The 16,002-nt window shown below is 61.9% G+C and carries 27 protein-coding genes; 8 read left to right on the forward strand and 19 right to left on the reverse strand.

Going from position 1 to position 16,002, the window contains the following annotated elements; all coding sequences use genetic code 11:
* Positions 1-15: 15 nt before the first annotated feature.
* The 9 genes from ACXAED_RS15815 to ACXAED_RS15855 are packed head-to-tail and all read right to left on the reverse strand — an operon-like array spanning position 16 to position 2,113.
* Positions 16-186: a hypothetical protein gene (locus ACXAED_RS15815; protein ID WP_475051284.1), complete on the reverse strand. Its 171-nt coding sequence runs from the start codon at positions 184-186 to the stop codon at positions 16-18.
* A gap of 17 nt (positions 187-203) precedes the next feature.
* Positions 204-422, reverse strand: coding sequence for a DNA translocase FtsK (locus ACXAED_RS15820; RefSeq protein WP_475051285.1), 219 nt, complete (start codon positions 420-422; stop codon positions 204-206).
* 18 nt (positions 423-440) lie between these two features.
* The gene (locus ACXAED_RS15825) at positions 441-602 is read right to left on the reverse strand and encodes a hypothetical protein (RefSeq protein ID WP_475051287.1); all 162 of its coding nucleotides are present in this window, start codon (positions 600-602) and stop codon (positions 441-443) included.
* Positions 603-623: 21 nt separating this feature from the next.
* A complete protein-coding gene (locus ACXAED_RS15830; protein WP_475051289.1) occupies positions 624-815 on the reverse strand; it encodes a hypothetical protein in 192 nt (63 codons plus the stop codon).
* Positions 816-829: 14 nt separating this feature from the next.
* The gene (locus tag ACXAED_RS15835; protein WP_475051290.1) at positions 830-1,114 is read right to left on the reverse strand and encodes a hypothetical protein; all 285 of its coding nucleotides are present in this window, start codon (positions 1,112-1,114) and stop codon (positions 830-832) included.
* A gap of 14 nt (positions 1,115-1,128) precedes the next feature.
* On the reverse strand, positions 1,129-1,314 hold the full coding sequence (locus tag ACXAED_RS15840) for a hypothetical protein (protein WP_475051291.1): 186 nt from the start codon (positions 1,312-1,314) through the stop codon (positions 1,129-1,131).
* 24 nt (positions 1,315-1,338) lie between these two features.
* Positions 1,339-1,596, reverse strand: a complete 258-nt coding sequence (locus tag ACXAED_RS15845) for a hypothetical protein (RefSeq protein ID WP_475051292.1) — start codon at positions 1,594-1,596, stop codon at positions 1,339-1,341.
* A 29-nt stretch (positions 1,597-1,625) separates the two neighbouring features.
* The gene (locus ACXAED_RS15850) at positions 1,626-1,835 is read right to left on the reverse strand and encodes a hypothetical protein (protein WP_475051294.1); all 210 of its coding nucleotides are present in this window, start codon (positions 1,833-1,835) and stop codon (positions 1,626-1,628) included.
* Between the two features lie 14 nt (positions 1,836-1,849).
* Positions 1,850-2,113, reverse strand: a complete 264-nt coding sequence (locus ACXAED_RS15855; RefSeq protein ID WP_475051295.1) for a hypothetical protein — start codon at positions 2,111-2,113, stop codon at positions 1,850-1,852.
* Positions 2,114-2,220: 107 nt separating this feature from the next.
* Here ACXAED_RS15855 and ACXAED_RS15860 point away from each other — a divergent pair, with 107 nt between their 5' ends.
* From ACXAED_RS15860 to ACXAED_RS15875, 4 genes are all read left to right on the forward strand, one after another.
* On the forward strand, positions 2,221-2,382 hold the full coding sequence (locus ACXAED_RS15860) for a hypothetical protein (RefSeq protein WP_475051297.1): 162 nt from the start codon (positions 2,221-2,223) through the stop codon (positions 2,380-2,382).
* Between the two features lie 57 nt (positions 2,383-2,439).
* Positions 2,440-3,225 carry a GIY-YIG nuclease family protein gene (locus ACXAED_RS15865; protein WP_475051299.1) on the forward strand — a complete coding sequence of 262 codons (786 nt, stop codon included), beginning with the start codon at positions 2,440-2,442 and terminating at the stop codon, positions 3,223-3,225.
* An 11-nt stretch (positions 3,226-3,236) separates the two neighbouring features.
* On the forward strand, positions 3,237-3,437 hold the full coding sequence (locus ACXAED_RS15870; RefSeq protein WP_475051300.1) for a hypothetical protein: 201 nt from the start codon (positions 3,237-3,239) through the stop codon (positions 3,435-3,437).
* A 475-nt stretch (positions 3,438-3,912) separates the two neighbouring features.
* A complete protein-coding gene (locus ACXAED_RS15875) occupies positions 3,913-4,644 on the forward strand; it encodes a helix-turn-helix domain-containing protein (protein WP_475051301.1) in 732 nt (243 codons plus the stop codon).
* Here the strand turns inward: ACXAED_RS15875 and ACXAED_RS15880 are convergent.
* The 8 genes from ACXAED_RS15880 to ACXAED_RS15915 form a co-directional block, all read right to left on the reverse strand.
* Positions 4,621-5,307: a hypothetical protein gene (locus ACXAED_RS15880; protein WP_475051304.1), complete on the reverse strand. Its 687-nt coding sequence runs from the start codon at positions 5,305-5,307 to the stop codon at positions 4,621-4,623. The genes ACXAED_RS15875 and ACXAED_RS15880 overlap by 24 nt on opposite strands.
* A 250-nt stretch (positions 5,308-5,557) precedes the next feature.
* Complete coding sequence (locus tag ACXAED_RS15885; protein WP_475051305.1) at positions 5,558-5,947, reverse strand: rhodanese-like domain-containing protein; 390 nt, start codon at positions 5,945-5,947, stop codon at positions 5,558-5,560.
* A gap of 10 nt (positions 5,948-5,957) precedes the next feature.
* Entirely contained in the window at positions 5,958-6,878 is a 921-nt protein-coding gene (locus tag ACXAED_RS15890) for an MBL fold metallo-hydrolase (protein WP_475051306.1), read from the reverse strand.
* A 204-nt stretch (positions 6,879-7,082) separates the two neighbouring features.
* Positions 7,083-7,547, reverse strand: coding sequence for a preQ(1) synthase (gene queF / locus ACXAED_RS15895; RefSeq protein ID WP_475051307.1), 465 nt, complete (start codon positions 7,545-7,547; stop codon positions 7,083-7,085).
* A 16-nt stretch (positions 7,548-7,563) separates the two neighbouring features.
* Positions 7,564-8,271, reverse strand: coding sequence for a 7-carboxy-7-deazaguanine synthase QueE (gene queE, locus ACXAED_RS15900; RefSeq protein WP_475051308.1), 708 nt, complete (start codon positions 8,269-8,271; stop codon positions 7,564-7,566).
* Positions 8,268-8,621 carry a 6-carboxytetrahydropterin synthase QueD gene (gene queD, locus ACXAED_RS15905; RefSeq protein WP_475051310.1) on the reverse strand — a complete coding sequence of 118 codons (354 nt, stop codon included), beginning with the start codon at positions 8,619-8,621 and terminating at the stop codon, positions 8,268-8,270. The genes queE and queD overlap by 4 nt, the downstream gene beginning before the upstream one ends.
* Entirely contained in the window at positions 8,621-9,322 is a 702-nt protein-coding gene (gene queC, locus ACXAED_RS15910; RefSeq protein WP_475051311.1) for a 7-cyano-7-deazaguanine synthase QueC, read from the reverse strand. The genes queD and queC overlap by 1 nt, the downstream gene beginning before the upstream one ends.
* Before the next feature lie 240 nt (positions 9,323-9,562).
* On the reverse strand, positions 9,563-10,453 hold the full coding sequence (locus ACXAED_RS15915; protein WP_475051312.1) for a LysR family transcriptional regulator: 891 nt from the start codon (positions 10,451-10,453) through the stop codon (positions 9,563-9,565).
* Positions 10,454-10,562: 109 nt separating this feature from the next.
* Between ACXAED_RS15915 and ACXAED_RS15920 the strand changes: the two genes are divergently transcribed.
* The 3 genes from ACXAED_RS15920 to ACXAED_RS15930 all read left to right on the forward strand — a co-directional run bounded on the left by ACXAED_RS15920 (position 10,563) and on the right by ACXAED_RS15930 (position 12,622).
* The gene (locus tag ACXAED_RS15920; RefSeq protein ID WP_475051314.1) at positions 10,563-11,321 is read left to right on the forward strand and encodes a class II aldolase and adducin N-terminal domain-containing protein; all 759 of its coding nucleotides are present in this window, start codon (positions 10,563-10,565) and stop codon (positions 11,319-11,321) included.
* A 23-nt stretch (positions 11,322-11,344) separates the two neighbouring features.
* Positions 11,345-12,337: a sterol desaturase family protein gene (locus ACXAED_RS15925; protein WP_475051315.1), complete on the forward strand. Its 993-nt coding sequence runs from the start codon at positions 11,345-11,347 to the stop codon at positions 12,335-12,337.
* A 96-nt stretch (positions 12,338-12,433) separates the two neighbouring features.
* Positions 12,434-12,622, forward strand: a complete 189-nt coding sequence (locus tag ACXAED_RS15930; RefSeq protein WP_475051316.1) for a hypothetical protein — start codon at positions 12,434-12,436, stop codon at positions 12,620-12,622.
* On the opposite strand, the gene ACXAED_RS15935 is transcribed toward ACXAED_RS15930, so the two are convergent.
* Complete coding sequence (locus tag ACXAED_RS15935; RefSeq protein ID WP_475051318.1) at positions 12,619-13,419, reverse strand: alpha/beta fold hydrolase; 801 nt, start codon at positions 13,417-13,419, stop codon at positions 12,619-12,621. The genes ACXAED_RS15930 and ACXAED_RS15935 overlap by 4 nt on opposite strands.
* Before the next feature lie 61 nt (positions 13,420-13,480).
* On the opposite strand from ACXAED_RS15935, the gene ACXAED_RS15940 reads away from it, so the two are divergent.
* Positions 13,481-13,846, forward strand: coding sequence for a hypothetical protein (locus ACXAED_RS15940; RefSeq protein ID WP_475051319.1), 366 nt, complete (start codon positions 13,481-13,483; stop codon positions 13,844-13,846).
* A 780-nt stretch (positions 13,847-14,626) separates the two neighbouring features.
* Here ACXAED_RS15940 and glyA read toward each other — a convergent pair.
* Positions 14,627-15,922: a serine hydroxymethyltransferase gene (gene glyA, locus ACXAED_RS15945; RefSeq protein WP_475051320.1), complete on the reverse strand. Its 1,296-nt coding sequence runs from the start codon at positions 15,920-15,922 to the stop codon at positions 14,627-14,629.
* Positions 15,923-16,002: the final 80 nt, after the last annotated feature.

The raw sequence follows: 16,002 nt of genomic DNA on the forward strand, positions 1-16,002 counted from the left end.
GCGGCGGTTTTAGGATTACTTGATAACGATAGCTTCCGCCGGAATGGCGGGTGCGCCAGTGATGGGGTCAATCGGGTAGGAGAAATCCACCTCCTCGACCGCTTTCCCGCTGTCCAGTTCAACGACCATATCGCCGTTCTGTTCCAGCAAATCTTCGAGTTCTGCGATTAGGTTGGATAGGAGCATTTCGGCCTCCGGCGGTTTTAGGACTGCGGCGCAGTGGTGAGGACTTCGCGCTTCCCGACATGATCGGGGCGAGAGACAATTCCTTCATCTTCCGCCCGCTCGATAAGCCGCGCGGCAGCATTGTAGCCGAGGGCGAGCTTGCGCTGCAGGAATGACGTTGATGCGCGCTGGCTCAGGATGAGCAACCCAACAGCCTGCTCATATTTCTCGTCTCGGTTCTCAAGGTCGTATGCCATGGGCTTCTCCTGGTGGGGTTAGCTGGATAGTTCGAGTGAAAAGACAAAGCCGCGCATTTCCTCGGCGTGACCTTGCGCTTGATGAGCGGCATCCATGAAGTCGTCGGCATACTCAATCTTAACTTCTTCTTCCCATGTGTCAGGGCCTTCGCCTCCGACAATGACCGCGAGAAATTCCATGTGATGCCTCCGGTGGCGGTTTCAGGATTTAGTTTCGGTGCCGTGCTTTTCGTTCCACGCATCGACCATCTCGCGGAGCGTATCGACATTGCGCGCGAACCGTGCGGTGTCAGCGCTGTCGGCCACTTTGGCGACGCTGCGAGGCGTACCATTTCGGTTGTAGTCACCTTCGAACTGAACGTTGAATACTGCGTTCATGCGTAGCTTTGGCATGATGCCTCCGGGGATTATTGGATTGGGGTGTCGAGCTTGTAGTCGCAGTAATAATCGCAACCGCTTTCGACCGGCGCTTCCTGAACGCTGCATTCTTGCGAGGACAGGATCAGTTTCCCATCTTCATCCGGTGCTTCACAGCTTGCGGGCGCCTCATAAATCGAAATGTTGTTGACCCGATCCGGCCACTCCGGGTCACAGGCGTCCCGGCACACATCGATCGCGTCTTCGGCGGCCCGTATAGCGTGCTTCAGATCGGTGTGCTTGGACCATTCGTTGCCATTGAATACGTGATACATATCGGCCTCCGGGATTAGTTGGACTGCTTGGAAAGGCGGCATCCACCGCTGCTGGCCATGTAGTCACCGCCAGCGTCTATGCACTTCATCCGCCAAGCGAAGCTGTTGGAGGTCCAAATGCTGATGAATGCCACCAGGGCAATTGCGCCGAACCACGCGAGTGCCGGCCACATGTACTTGTCGATCAATTCTTGGGGCATTGGTCCCTCCCGGCGGTTTCTGGATCAGGTGGCGGCGGTGATGGCCAGCAGGGCCAGCCATCCGCCAAAGATCACGAAAAGCAGGCCGTACCAGCCAAGGGCGGCCCACATGGCCCACGCCATCGGGGAGACCTCGGCAGCAAGGCGCGGCTCAATGAACCAGCAAAGCGCGGCTGCGACCCATGCCATCGCGGCAGGGATGCCGATCAGGGACCACGCAACACCGTTTCCGGTGGCGTTCTCAAGCCAGTGAAAGTTGGTCATTCCGTCGCCGTTGGACATGGCGGTTCTCCTTGGTGGCGGTTTCTGGATTATTCGACTGCGGCGATGATTTCGCGCACGGCCTGATGGTTCCAGCCTTTGCCCTGGCAGGGCTGGCAAACCCATGTGTTGTGGAACATGTCGCCTGCCTCAGCGTCGTTGCGCTCGCCCGTGCCGCCGCAGGCTTCACATTGGGCACTCGTCAGAACGGAAAGGATATCCTTGGCGTCCCCTCCGGTGATGAATTCAAAGGCGTCCATGTGGTTCTCCGGGGTTAGCTGGATTGCCCGCGCAGGCGCGGCATGTCGGGAGTTTTGCGGGCGCGCTCGCGCTGCCACTTCTCCATTTCGCGCGCCTGGCGGAGCGTGGCCTCGATGATGTTCGGCTCCGCGCCGCAGCGGTGTGCTTCCATGGCGTATGCGCGCAGGGCCGCAGGGGCTGCAAGGTCTTGGCCGCGGATCAGGAACACGGGCTCATTCTCAGGGATCTTGCCGTCTGGGTCTTGGATGCGGGCATAATCTTTGCGGGCGTGTTTCATGGTGCCTCCGGCGGTTTCTGGATTAGTCGCGCCATCATGTACGCACATTGCATTGCATGTCAATAAGTGTATTGACACTAGCATAGGTGTACAGCATGAATTAAAGCATGATGGACATGGCACGAAAAAAGCAGATGGTGACGCTCACCCTCGACCCGGAATTGGTCGAACGGTTGAAAGCATGGATTGCGCGGCAGGACTTTCCGCCCGCGCAGAACGCCGTGGTGGCAAAGGCCATCGAGAAGTTCCTGGATGAAAACGGCGGCTGAAATCAGGCGGTGTAAGTTAGCTGGTTTCACCGAATTTGACGGCGAGGGTGTAAGTTAATGTCCGGAAAATGCGTTCAATGGGGCTATATCTTGGTTGCGCCAGGTCGCCCGTCTTACGCGGAGCAGGTGGAGTTCCTCAGGGATCTGGGTATCTCGCGGGACGCCTACGGCCCCGTCTGGGTCGACAAGATTTCGCGCGGATCAACCCGGCCAAAGTCACAGCTTGAGGAACGAAACGACGTGCTTAAGGCGTCCCTCGATGGTGATACGGTTCACGTCATGTCGCCGATCTGCGCGGGCTTGTCTGCCGCTGATGTGCGCTGGTTTGCAAGCGAGATACTGGCAGGCGGTCGTCGCCTGTTCGTTGGCGGCAATGAAGTCAGCACAGATGAGCAGATCGCGGAGGTGGCTGGGGCGGCATCGCGCGCAATTGGTGCGGCTCATGTTGCGGAGAACCGGAAAACGGGCGGGAAGCGGCGCAAGAAAAAAGAGGTTCCTGCGCCTGTCTACAAGAAGGCACCGTGTGTGTATCGCCACTTCGATGAGGATGGCGTGTTGCTCTACATCGGCGCCTGCACGAGCTACGAGAACCGTGAGCGCAAGCACCGAAGCAGCGCCGAATGGTTCCCGCAGATTGCGCGCGTGGAGTTCGAATATTTCGACAGCCTGCGAGAGGCATTCGCCGCGGAAAGGTCGGCAATTTGGTTCGAGAACCCGAAGCACAATCGCATGGTTGCCGAGCCGGATTTTGATGCCTTCATCGAAAAGGCCACGGAACTTGCCATGCGGTCAGATCCGGAACTTGCGGCGAAAATTCGCGCGATGAAACCGAAGTCCATCTAAGGAGCGAGACGTTGACCAGAGAGCAAGAAATGAGGGCGCTTAACATTCTCCACAATATGGCGGTCGAGCGCACCGGCTGGCGCGGGTTCTTTCGTCGCTGGTGGATTAGTGACGAGCCGCTGCGAAATGATGCGGCCAACCTGATCCGCGATGTCGGATATACGGCACTGATGCCGGTTAACTCGCGCCTCGTTGGCGACGAGTCCACATAGGAGCGAAGGCGATGCCAGTCCCGAAGGAGCACGCTGCACGGTTGTTGAAAGAAACCCCAGACCTTACGGAGCAAGAGCGGTCTTATCTTGAGGAGGTGGTGGCCGGTCAGCACTCCTGCTTGGTCTTTCGCTGCTCCGTCATCGACCCGCCGGATTCAGATCTGTGCAAATAGCGCCCGCTCCCACATTCCCCCTACGTTTCCGCTTTGTCCGTGGGAGCAGATCCGGCCAAGTGGCTGATTTTGCGCGGTTCAACTGGAACTTAAAATCTCCTGGCCTTATGGCCGTGCGGGTTCGAGTCCCGCCGTCCGCACCATTGTTTTCTCAGCAGCAAATGCCCCTAGAGCACCAGCCTCGGCTGGATCCGGCTTTGGCTCCAGAGCAATCGAAACATGGCGCGATCACGTAAAGATTGCATTGCTGTAACGGTAGTTTTGTGCAAGATGTCGGTTGAAATGTGAAAGATCTTTAACACATGGCGCTGATACACGAAAAAATCTCCGCGCTGCTCGCGGACATGAACCTGTCCAACCGCCAAGCAGCGCTGAAATGCGGCATTCCCTATGGCACTTTCAACAGTGCGCTCAAAAATGAGCGCGAGATCGGCTGGAGCACGCTTGATGCACTGGCGCGCGGGCTTGGGGTGTCGTTTCATTACTTTGCATCTGAGACAACGGCGCTGGAGCTGTTGCCGGAACGCCAGGCAGGCGGGCACAGCAGCAAGGCTTTTGAGATCCTGAACGCGCAGATGCAGGCCGCTGCCCGCACCCGGCAGTACTGCGGCACGGACGTCTCGCTGCAGGATTTCCTGGACTGGTGGTTTTCCAACAGCGGGCGGCTGGAGGGCTTTGACCAGCTGCAGCACGCGGTGGACATGTTCGATCCGCCGGATCCGGAGAAGAACCGCATCCAGCCGATCCAGTCCGGAGCCCACAGCCTCGCCTCCATCTGCTTCGAGGTGTCCAGCAGCGGTCAGCTGCGGGACACGCTGAACGGCTTCAGCGACAAGGTTAACGCCGATCTGGTGATGGCCCACAGCGAGGCGATCAACCGCGGAGAGCCGGTCATCACCCACCCGTCGCTGGACGTAAAGCTGCTGAACGGCCGCCGCTTCACCCGGCAGTACCGGCGGGTTCTCGCGCCGGTCTACTTGCCGGACGGCAAGCTGTTGGTGGCCAATTTCTCACAGGATATCAAATTCGGCTAGGTCGCTTTGCAGCATGTGCTCCATTTCCAGCCGGGAGGAGCCGACAAACCATTCGGTGCTGCTGCGCACTTCCGGTTCCGGGGCGCGCCATTTCTGCGCGCGGGGAATCGCTCGGCTGAAGCCATAGACCAGATCCAGCCGCGCTTGCATGTGACGGTCTGGAATGAACGCATAGATCCAGTCCACGTCCCATTTCTGGATCGCCAGAATCTGGAAGGTCCGCATGAATGGCGCCAGCCGCTCCGCCCGCTTTCCGCGGCGGCCCGGAAGGAAATTCAGCTCGCCGATATAGGCCAGCCGCCCGCTGACCTCACGAGCCAGCGGCTCAGCGACACTTTCGACACCGCCGCCTGCCGCATTGGGAAACTGGTGGCGGGAGGTGCGCAACAGGAATTCCGCCAGAGTTTCGCGGCCCAGGTCCTGCAGCATCGCCGCCGCGCCGCCGATATAGGTGCCATTCTCCTTCAGAAACAGCCAAAAGGCCGAATTCTCGGTGTGGTCGGCGCGCTCAATTGCAAAACCCGGCATCTGGAACTGGCGGCCTGACAGGGCAGCGGTTGCGGGCACTTTCTCGAAATCGGTGAACATTTCGATCTGAAGGCCAGCCTGCGAAAGCGTATGCAAGTAGCCTGAAAGTGTTTTTCCCATATCGAGCGAATTCATTAAGGTCCCCCGTTATTTAATTTTCCCTCCCAATAGCCTGAAACTCCCGTTGGCGCCGCCAAAGAGTGCGAGTTGCATAAAATCTTAAACATTTTTTCAGAAAATTGACCGGTTTTCGAGTCCAATTAATGCAGCTTTCGGCTGCATCCGGTTTTTACGGCTGCACCCAAGAAAAAACTGCTTTGAAACAGGTTTGACGAGGCGCTGGGGGGCGCGCCCGGCAACGCCCGGTCACAGGTTCCGAACAGCCCTATGCTGATTGCTGAACCGGAAGACCGGCTTCTTTCCACCCTTCCAATCCGCCTTCAATGAGAGCGGCGTCATAGCCCATTTGGCAGAGCGTATGCGCGGCCAGTGCTGCGCGGGCGCCGGACGCACAGAGCACATAGACTTTCGTGTCGTCACGCCGGGTGGTGAGAGCCGACTCGGCGCCGCCGCTGTCCGGATCGGCTTTGGATTCCAGCAGGCCGCGGGGGACGTGGAGACTGCCGGATACGGTGCCCTCCTGCTGCAGCTCATTGCCTTCGCGCACATCCAGGATCAGGCCGCCCGTACCGGCCGCGGCATGTGCTTCATGGGGGCTGGCCTTGCTGATCTGCGCCCGGGCGGATTCGATCATCTCTTTCACGCTGAGTGCCATTGGTCTCACCTCAGAATTTGTTGACGGGGATTTTCAGGTAGTGATTGCCGTCGCTTTCGGCCTTGGCAAAGCGGCCGCCGCGCAGGTTCACCTGCAGTGCTGCCAGCATCCGGTCCGGCAGGGCGAGCGTCTCGTCGCGCTCCTCGCGCTGCGCGATCCAGTCTTCCTTCCGGGTGCCCGCCTTCACGTGCGGATTGTGCTCCAGGTGCTCGCCCCCGGTGGCTTCCCAAGCCGGGGTGTCCCGGTCATCGGTGCCGTAGTCATGGCCGATGAAGAGCCGGGTTTTTTCCGGCAGGGACAGTATAGCTTGGATCGACTGCCACAGCTCTTCCGCCGACCCGCCCGGGAAATCCGCCCGCGCAGTGCCAACGTCGACGTGCATCAGCGTGTCGTGCACAAAGGCCGCGTCGCCGCAGACATAGGTGACCGAGCCCAGCGTGTGCCCGGGCGACAGCATTACCCGTATCTGCAGATTGCCTAGCTCCAAAGTATCTCCATCCGCCAGCAGGCGGTCAAAGTCACGCCCCGGATCGAACGCGTCCGGCATGTGGTAGTAATCGCGCCACAGCTCAGCGATGTCGCGCACCTTTTCACCGATGGCCGTTGGCGCTGCCGTGCGCTCTTTCAGCCGGGCCGAGGCCATCAGATGGTCGGCGTGCGGATGGGTGTCCAAAATCCAGGCGGGCTCCAGCCCTTCATTCTCGACCACGCGCATCACGTGGTCGATGCTGTCCTGCGTGGTGCGGGCGCTCTGCGTGTCGAAATCCCAGACCACGTCGATCAGCGCTGCTTTCCGTGTTTGCGGATCCGCACAGATGTATTGCACTGACCCGGTTTCCGGCTCGTACAGGCCCCAGACTTCGGGGCTGTTGCCATCGCCTGCGGGGGAATGCCGGACGATGCGGTCCCCTTGGGTGTAATCCTTTGCCATAAGTTGCCCTCCGTTACGCATACGCTTTGCCGAAGGCCGCAGGATTTGGATCCGCGGCGTTATCAGCTTAACGCTTGGATGGAGGACCGGTTCCAGCACATGCCGGGCGCCGCCGCGGAATATGCGGGTGAAACGTGCTGCAAATAAAACGGCCCGGGAGCTGAGTGCTCGCGGGCCGTTTCCATTTCTTACTGCAAAATCCGCTCAGCCGCGGCCGCGGTAGGGGGGCACGCCCTGGTCCGGGATCCAGACGCCGTCGGGCATCGGGCCGGTCTGCCAGAATACGTCGATCGGAATGCCGCCGCGCGGATACCAGTAGCCGCCGATGCGAAGCCACTGCGGCTCCAGGAAGTCCGCCAGGCGGCGGGCGATGGAGACGGTGCAATCCTCGTGAAAGGCTCCGTGGTTGCGGAAGGAGGTGAGGAAGAGCTTCAGCGACTTGCTTTCCACCAGCCATTCGCCGGGCACATAGTCAATCACCAGATGCGCAAAATCCGGCTGCCCGGTCATCGGGCAGAGCGAGGTGAACTCCGGCGCGGTGAAACGCACGTTATAGGCCACATCGGCCTGCGGGTTCTGGACACGCTCCAGTTCCGCCTCTTCCGGGCTGGCGGGCACGATGGTGTCGCCGCCCAGCTGTTTCAAGTTGCTGTAGATGCTGTCGGACATATCAGGTTCCTTGTCTTCAGACGCCGCGCTTGTTGCCCCAGACCAGCACATGAAGCTGGGGCAGGACGCGGGGGGTGAACCAGCCGTCGCCGGTCACTTTTTCGATGAGCCACAGCAGCCGGTCCGTGGCCTGCTGCAAGTCGACCGGCAGGTCCGGGTCAACCTCAGGGTTGCCGGGCTGCAGGTACAGCGGCAGCTCGGGGTGGCGTTCGGCGGCGGCCTTGGCCCAGGCGTAATCCTTGTCGTCAAAGATCACGATCTTCATCACCGCCTGGCCGCATCCCTCGGCCGCTTCAAGGCAGCGGTCGAAGGCCTTCCAGTCCACCGTTTCGCCGCTGGAGGGCGGCTTGGGGCTCAGCACCAGCGTATCCAGATCGGCAAACCACGGCTTGCTGACCGATCCTTGCGTCTCGCAGGCAAAACGGTAGCCTTCCGCCTTGCCGTAGGCGATCACCGGGGCGAAGTCCTGGATCGCCGGGTTCCCTCCGGAAATCGACACCGTCAGCGGTTTGCCACCCGACAGGCGGCGCACCTCGGCCATGACCTGTTCCGGCGCCATCACCGCCCAGTCATGCCGGTGGGCGCTGTCGACTGCATGCATGCTGTCGCACCACGAGCAGCGGTAGTCGCAGCCGCCTGCGCGTACAAACACCGTTGGTTCCCCGATCAGGGCGCCTTCGCCCTGGATCGTGGGGCCGAAGATTTCCGCGATGCGCAGGGTCACGGCCGGTACTCCGCCCAGGTTTTCGGGGTCTCCGAGACTTTCACGGCGGCGACTTCCGGCCACCGCGCATGACACCAGTCATAGAAGTGCTTGGCCATGTTTTCCGCCGTCGAATGCCCCTCCAGCACGTCGTTCAGATGCCGGTGGTCGAAGGTTTCGTCGATATAGTCCTTCAGCGGCTTCAGCTCGTGATAGTCGCGCACGAACCCGTCGCTGTTCAGCTCCTTGGCCGCCAGTTCCACCACCACGACATAGTTGTGGCCGTGCAGCCGGGCGCATTGGTGGTCCGCAGGCAGATGGGTCAGCTGATGCGAGGCGGAGAAATGGAACTCCTTGGTGATCCGGAACATCAGGCGCCGTCCTTGGCGGCAATTGCCGCTTTCCAGAAATCGGGGTCGGCGTATTCCGTCGGATCCTCAACGCCTGCCAGATGGAACGCTTCGCGCCGTTCCACACAAGTGCCGCAGCGGCCGCAATGCTTCTCCCCGCCCTTGTAGCAGGACCAGGTGTCGGCAAAGGGGGTGTTGTGCTTGGCGCCCGCGGTGACGATGTCGCCCTTGGTGCGGTGTACAAACGGGGTGTAGAGCCGCACGTCGGCATAGCCGTCGAGTGCTGCGCGCTGCATGGCGTCAAACGCTTCGGTAAAGGCCGGGCGGCAGTCCGGATAGATGAAGTGGTCGCCGCCATGCACCGCCGTGGCCACGGCGTCGTCGCCGTTTGCAGCGGCTATGCCGTATGCGATGGTCAGCATGATCGCGTTGCGGTTCGGCACCACGGTGACCTTCATGGTCTCTTCCTCGTAGTGGCCGTCCGGCACGTCGATGTCATCGGTCAGGGCAGAGCCCGAAAGCGCGGCGCCGATACCCCTCATGTCGATGATGTCATGCGGCACGCCCAGCCGTTTGGCTGCGGCGGCGGCAAAGTCGAGTTCCTTCTTGTGGCGCTGGCCGTAATCAAAGGAGACAAGACGGGTCAGCTGATGTTCCTCAGCGACCATATGGGCAAGCGAAACGGAATCCAGCCCGCCCGAGCAGATAACGATAGTTTTCATTTTTGAACCCTTGTTTTGGTGACCGGGTAGGCTGCGACCGGTGGCGCGCGTTTAGCAGCAAGCGGGTAATGGTGCAAGGTACGGGCGTATTGCGAACATTCGGCAGGACTTGTAGGGAAAAGTTGAAAATTCAAAGCTGGTGAGCGCATGAAAAGGGCGGCGACCGTCCGCGGGCGGAAGCGAAGCGCCCGCCCGTGGGGGCGGAGTGGCGCTGCCCGGCGTGCCGCCGGGCGGAACTTTCTAAATTGGCGGCAGCTCCCCCTCCAGCCACTCCAGAAACGCCCGCGACGCCGGGGTGCTGGCATGGCTTGGCGGCGGCATCAGAAAATAGTTCTCAAGCAGCTCTGCCGAATGACCGCTGGCGCGGACCAGCTGCCCGCTCTCCAAGAGCCCGCCCGCCAGCGTGTCATGCGACATCGCCATGCCCGCGCCATTCACCGCAGCCGTCATGGCAATCACGTAGGTGGAAGCCAGGTTGATCTCGTGATTGCGGTCAAACGGCAGATCCTGTGACTTGAACCACGCCCCCCAAGAGCCTGTGACGCCCGCACAATCCAGCAGCGTCGCAGTGCTGAAATCAACCTCACCGCCTTGATAGCCCGGCGCGCAGACCGGGTAGAACCGGTCGCGGGTCAGCCGCACCGCCGCCGCCGACATGTCATTGGGGCGGCCGAACCGGATTTCCGTTCCGGCAGAGGCGGCATGCCGCTCCGGGTCCCAGATCGGGGTCACGATGTTCAGCACCAGCCAAGGGAAACGCGCATACAGCCGCGGCAGGCGCGGAGACAGCCAGAATACTGAGAATGCCATATTGCATTGCAGGACCAGATGCCGCCCCTGGTCGCCGCCGGTAAAGGCCTGAGTGCCCGCCGCGATCAGGTCAAAGGCCTCCCGCACGATCGGCATGTAATTGGCGCCGGCCTCCGACAGCTCCAGCGCTCGGGTTTTGCGGATGAACAGCTCCCGGCCCAGAAAGTTCTCAAGGCTGCGCACATGCTGGCTGATGGCGGATTGCGTCAGGTTCAACTCGCTGGCGGCACGGGTGAAGGACAGGTGCCGGGCGCTGGCCTCAAAGGCGCGCAGCCAGGTCAGCGGGGGCAGGGAAGGTGATGGCGAAACGGGCGAAGACATGGATGCGCGACCTATGCATTAGTTCAATTAATGCATAGCGGTTGAATCAATCGTTTGTCAGCAGGGAATGCGGCTGGCACCACTAGGGAAACCGGCTTTGGAGGTGCAGATGAACAAGCAAACAGCAGTGAACCCGAACCTCACCCATTGGCGGGAACGCGTCGACATGGCCGCGGCCTTCCGCTGGACCGAGCGGCTGAACATGCATGAGGCGGTGGCCAACCACTTCAGCCTGGCGGTGAACGAGGACGGCAGCCAGTTCCTGATGAACCCGAACCAGGTGCATTTCGCAAGGGTAAAGGCTTCGGATCTGCTGCTGCTTGACGCAAACGACCCCAAGACAATGGAGCGCCCCGACGCGCCGGACCCCACCGCCTGGGGGCTGCACGGCTCGATCCACCGGCTCTGCCCGCACGCGCGCTGTGTGATGCATGTGCATTCGATCCACGCAACCGTCCTGGCCTGCCTCGCCGACAGCACCCTGCCGCCGATCGACCAGAACACCGCCACCTTCTACAACCGCTATGTTGTGGATGGCGATTTCAGCGGTCTGGCGTTTGAGGACGAGGGCGCCCGCTGCGCCTCGATGCTGACCGACCCCAAGGTGAAGACTATGATCATGGGCAACCACGGCGTGCTGGTGATCGGCGACAGCGTCGCGGACACCTTCAACCGCCTCTACTATTTCGAGCGCGCTGCGGAGACCTATATCCGCGCCCTGCAAACCGGCCGGAAACTGCGGGTGCTGAGCGACGAGATCGCCGAGAAAACCGCGCAGGAACTGGAGGACTACCCGGATCAGGCGGAACGCTACCTGGCGGAGCTGAAGGCGATCCTCGACGACGAAGGTTCCAACTACGCAACCTGAGGCACCAGGAAGGAGGCAGCCCGATGCACGGCACAATCCCGGACCGCGAAGCTGAGCGCTGGAACTACCGCCCCAAGGGGCCGGTGCCGCTCAACCCTTTGTTCACCTGGCCGCCGCGGCCCGCGGCGGTGCTTGCCTGGTACCGCGGCGCCTGGCTGGAGATTACGGCGCTGACGGTTTGCTTCCTGCTGGCGCTTGCCATCTATGCCTGGCTGCTGCCGCCGCTGGCTGACATGGCCGAATTCCGGCCTGGCTGGATGCTGCAGGTCTGGCTCGCCAACCTGCTGCCGCAGGCGGCGGTGGCCGGGGGGCTCCACTGGTGGCTCTACATGCGCAAGGGCCAGGGGATGCGGAAGAAGTTCGACAAGCGCGATCTGTCCCGCGGCAACGGCACCTTCACTTTCAAAAACCAGGTGCTGGACAACATCTGGTGGACTCTCGGCAGCGCCATCACGGTGGCCACGGTCTATCAATGGGGCATCTACTGGCTGATGGCCAACGGCTGGGTGCCGGTTGTGACATTTGCAGAAGCTCCGGTCTGGTGCGTGCTCTGGATGCTGCTGATCCCGATGTGGTCCGGCCTGCATTTCTACTGGGTGCACCGGCTGGAGCATCATCCGCGGCTCTACAAACACGTCCACGCGGTGCACCATCGCAACGTAAACACTGGTCCGTGGTCGGGGATTTCCAACCACTGGTATGAAAACCTGCTCTACTTCACCACCTATTTCATCCACCTGATCGTGCCCTCGCATCCGCTGCACCTCGCGTTTCATGCGATGTTCCAGCAGATCAGCCCTGTGTTGTCCCATTCCGGCTTCGAGCGGGTGATTGCGGGGGGAACAGAGGCCGCCAAGGCCGGCGATTTCTTCCACCAGCTGCATCACCGGTATTTCGAGTGCAACTACGGCACTTCGGAAATTCCCTTCGACAAATGGTTCGGCACCTATCACGACGGCTCAGCCGCAGCGACGGACAGGACCCGGGCCTTCAAGAAACAAATGTATACCCGCTAGGATTGCTTCAGGCGCAAACTGATCAGGATCAAGGCGTAAATATTCGCAAATCCATATGCCTGTGCGCAAGACAGTCGAAGGCATAGGAGAAAGCCCATGTTGCGCCTTGCATCCATCCTCTATTCACTGATCGGCAGCAGCCTGGCAGGGGTTGGCGTGATCGCGGTTCTGGCGGCAGGAATGGTCTCGGTTCAGGCGATTCTCGCTGCGGCAGCGGCAGGAGCGGTTGCGGGAATGCCGGTCGCGTGGCTGGTCGCCAAGCAGCTCTATGCCCGCGGCGCCTAGGCGTTGAGGAATACCCGCGCGGCGGCCTCAAACTCCCGCGGTTTCTCGGCGTGCAGCCAATGGCCCGCGCCGGGCAGCTTGGCAAACCGGGCAGAGGGGAAGCGCGCGCGGATTTCATCCCGGTGCTCCGGCAGCACGTAATCCGACTCGGACCCCGACAGAAACAGCGCAGGCCCTTGCCAGGACGCCTCTGTCTGCGGGAAGGACATGATACTGGGCATCTGATCCGCCAGCGTATCCAGGTTCAGCTTCCAGCGCTTGTTCGGCAGGTCCAGCGACTGGGTGAAAAAGCTCTGCAGCGCCGGCTCCACCCCTGCCTCCGCCAGCTGCGCTGCGGCCTCGGGGCGGCGCTCGATTGTTTCGAGGCTGACTGAGCGCATGGCGTCAATGAACTGGATCTGGGTGTGGCCGTAGGCGACGGGCGCAATGTCGGCGACCACCAGCCGGCGCACCGCTTCGGGGTGGTTCAATGCCAGCATCATCGCAGCCTTGCCGCCCATGGAATGGCCGATCACATCCATCTGCCCGCCATGCGCCGCGATAACTTCGGCCAGATCCTCTGCCAGCTCCGGGTAGGTGTGGCTGTCCGTGCGCGGGCTGTCGCCGTGGTTGCGCATGTCCACGGCCACCACCAGCCGCTCATCCGACAGGCGTTTGGCGATGACGCCCCAGTTACGGGCCGAGCCGTAAAGACCGTGGGCAATCAGAAGCGGCGGTTGTCCGGTGGCAGAGCCATGAGTGATCGTGTTCAGCATGCCGCCTTGATAGCCGGGCAGGCGGAGGCTTGCCAGCCCCATTGAGACGGGCGCCGCCGCAGGCTAGGGTGGCGGCAATAGGCAGTTGAGGGAGAGTGCCGGAATGGCCGCCAGCCTGGACCAGGATATCGAAGAGATCCGCATGTTGCTGAAGGAGCGCGAGCATGCCTCCGGCGACCTCGCCGCCGCGCTGAAACGCGTCCGCCGCCGCCTGCCGCGCAGGATCTACAAGCAGGGCATGAAAATTGCCGATGCCCTGCCGGCGCTGGAACACCCCAAGCTGCGGCAGACCGTGGACGAAAAACCGCTGCGCGGCGCCGCCCGCGAGGTCAAGGCGCATCTCAAGGAAATCGACATTGCCGACCGGCGCAAGGGCTTCTGGCTGGGCATCCTTGGCAATATCGCGTTCTCCATTCTGGTGGTGCTGATCCTGCTGATCGTGGTCTTGCGCTGGCGCGGGCTGATCTGATTTCCCGCGTTACGTTGCCGCCGTACCCAGTGCTTTGAGCGTAGTTCCAATCCGGCGGAAGCTGCGTTCCGCAGAAACCGGGCCGCCGCGGATTGGCATATCCGGAAGGCGCCCGGCTGAGCGCGAAATCCGGGATCTGGCCACTTTCTGCCGGGGATAGCACCTCGCGGAAGACCAGCGTGACGGTGACCAAGCTGAAATTCATCAGCATGTACCAAGACCCCATCTTGGCGTGGCTCACCCACTGGACGCTGACCTGCCCGTTATACAGCCAGGTCCTGCTGCCTATACCTGAATTCTTGGCAGCCACAGGAAAACGCTGAAGAAAACGCCGCCAGCCCTCGCTCCGGCTGCCAGATCCAGCCGCGACCATTCGGAATTCGCTGATCGCCTGAGGCAGGCGTTTGCGCATCCAGTCGCCCAAACTGCGCTTCCGCCGCCGGGTTCGTTTCAATCTGACGCGTCCCATACGGGGGTGAATCGAACGGTCCATGGTCTGAAAAATAAGCCGGAATTCGAGGCCAGACACTCCCGCCCCTTTCCGGACTGCCTGATGCCGTCCCGAAAGCGTTGGGCATGGCGCCGTGCTTGCCGCACGGCGCGGGCAGCGCCCCTGCAAGGGGCGCTGCCGGGCCCAAGGCCCGTGCCGGTGCATCCGGGATGCCCGGCAGGGCATCCGGAATGCTCCGGCGGGGCGCGGGAGAACTTCCTTTGCTGCCAACAGAAAACCGCCGCGGCTGCTGGGCCGCGGCGGTTCGGTTTCTCAGTCCCCAAAAGGGCTTACAGGTTCGGGTACAGCGGGAACCTGGCGCAGAGGTCCGCGACCTTGGCGCGCACCGAGGCTTCCACATCGGCGTTGCCTTCCTCACCGTTGGCCGCCAGCCCGTCGATCACCTCGATGATCAGGTCGGCGATCTGGCGGAACTCCGCTTCGCCGAAGCCGCGGGTGGTGCCGGCCGGGGTCCCGAGGCGCAGGCCGGAGGTCACAGTGGGTTTCTCGGGGTCGAACGGGATGCCGTTCTTGTTGGTGGTGATATGGGCCCGCCCCAGCGCCTTGTCGGCGATGTTGCCGGTCACGCCCTTGGGGCGCAGGTCGACCAGCATCACGTGGGTGTCGGTGCCGCCGGTCACGATGTCCAGGCCGCCCTGGATCAGCTGATCCGCCAGCGCCGCCGCGTTGGCGCGCACCTGCTTCTGGTAGGCCTTGAACTCCGGCTTCAGCGCCTCGCCGAAGGCCGCCGCCTTGCCCGCGATCACATGCATCAGCGGGCCGCCCTGGATGCCCGGGAAGATCGCCGAGTTCACCTTCTTGGCGATGGCCTCGTCGTTGGTCACGATCATGCCGCCGCGGGGGCCGCGCAGGGTCTTGTGAGTGGTGGTGGTGGCGACATGCGCGTGCGGGAACGGCGAGGGGTGCTCACCGGCCGCGATCAGGCCCGCGATGTGGGCCATGTCGACCATGAAATAGGCGCCGACGCTGTCGGCGATCTCACGGAATTTGGCAAAGTCGATCTGGCGCGGGATGGCGGAGCCGCCGGCGATGATCAGCTTCGGCTGGTGCTCGGTCGCCAGCGCCTGGATCTGGTCGTAGTCGATCAGGTTGTCGCTTTGGCGCACGCCGTAATGCACCGCGTTGAACCACTTGCCCGACTGGTTCGGCGCCGCGCCATGGGTCAGGTGGCCGCCGGAGGCCAGGTCCATGCCGAGGATGGTGTCGCCGGGCTTCAGCAGCGCCTGGAACACGCCCTGGTTGGCCTGGGAGCCGGAGTTCGGCTGCACGTTGGCGAACTCACAGCCAAAGAGCTGCTTGGCGCGGTCGATGGCCAGGTTTTCGGCGACGTCGACATACTGGCAGCCGCCGTAGTAGCGGCGCCCCGGGTAGCCTTCGGCATACTTGTTGGTCAGTACCGAGCCTTGCGCTTCCATCACTGCGGCGGAGACGATGTTCTCCGAGGCGATCAGCTCGATCTCGTCGCGCTGGCGGCCCAGTTCCGCGGTGATCGAAGCATAAAGCTCAGGATCGCGCTCGGCGAGGGATTGGGTGAAAAAGCCGGGATCACGGGTCGCTTCAGTCATGGTGGCTCCGTTTGAGCTGGGGTCAGAATTGAGGGATTTCCTATCGGAAACATCTTTGCGCAGGAAGCCTGTAAAGCGAC

The sequence above is a fragment of the Leisingera sp. ABM4_103 genome, assembly GCF_056158685.1.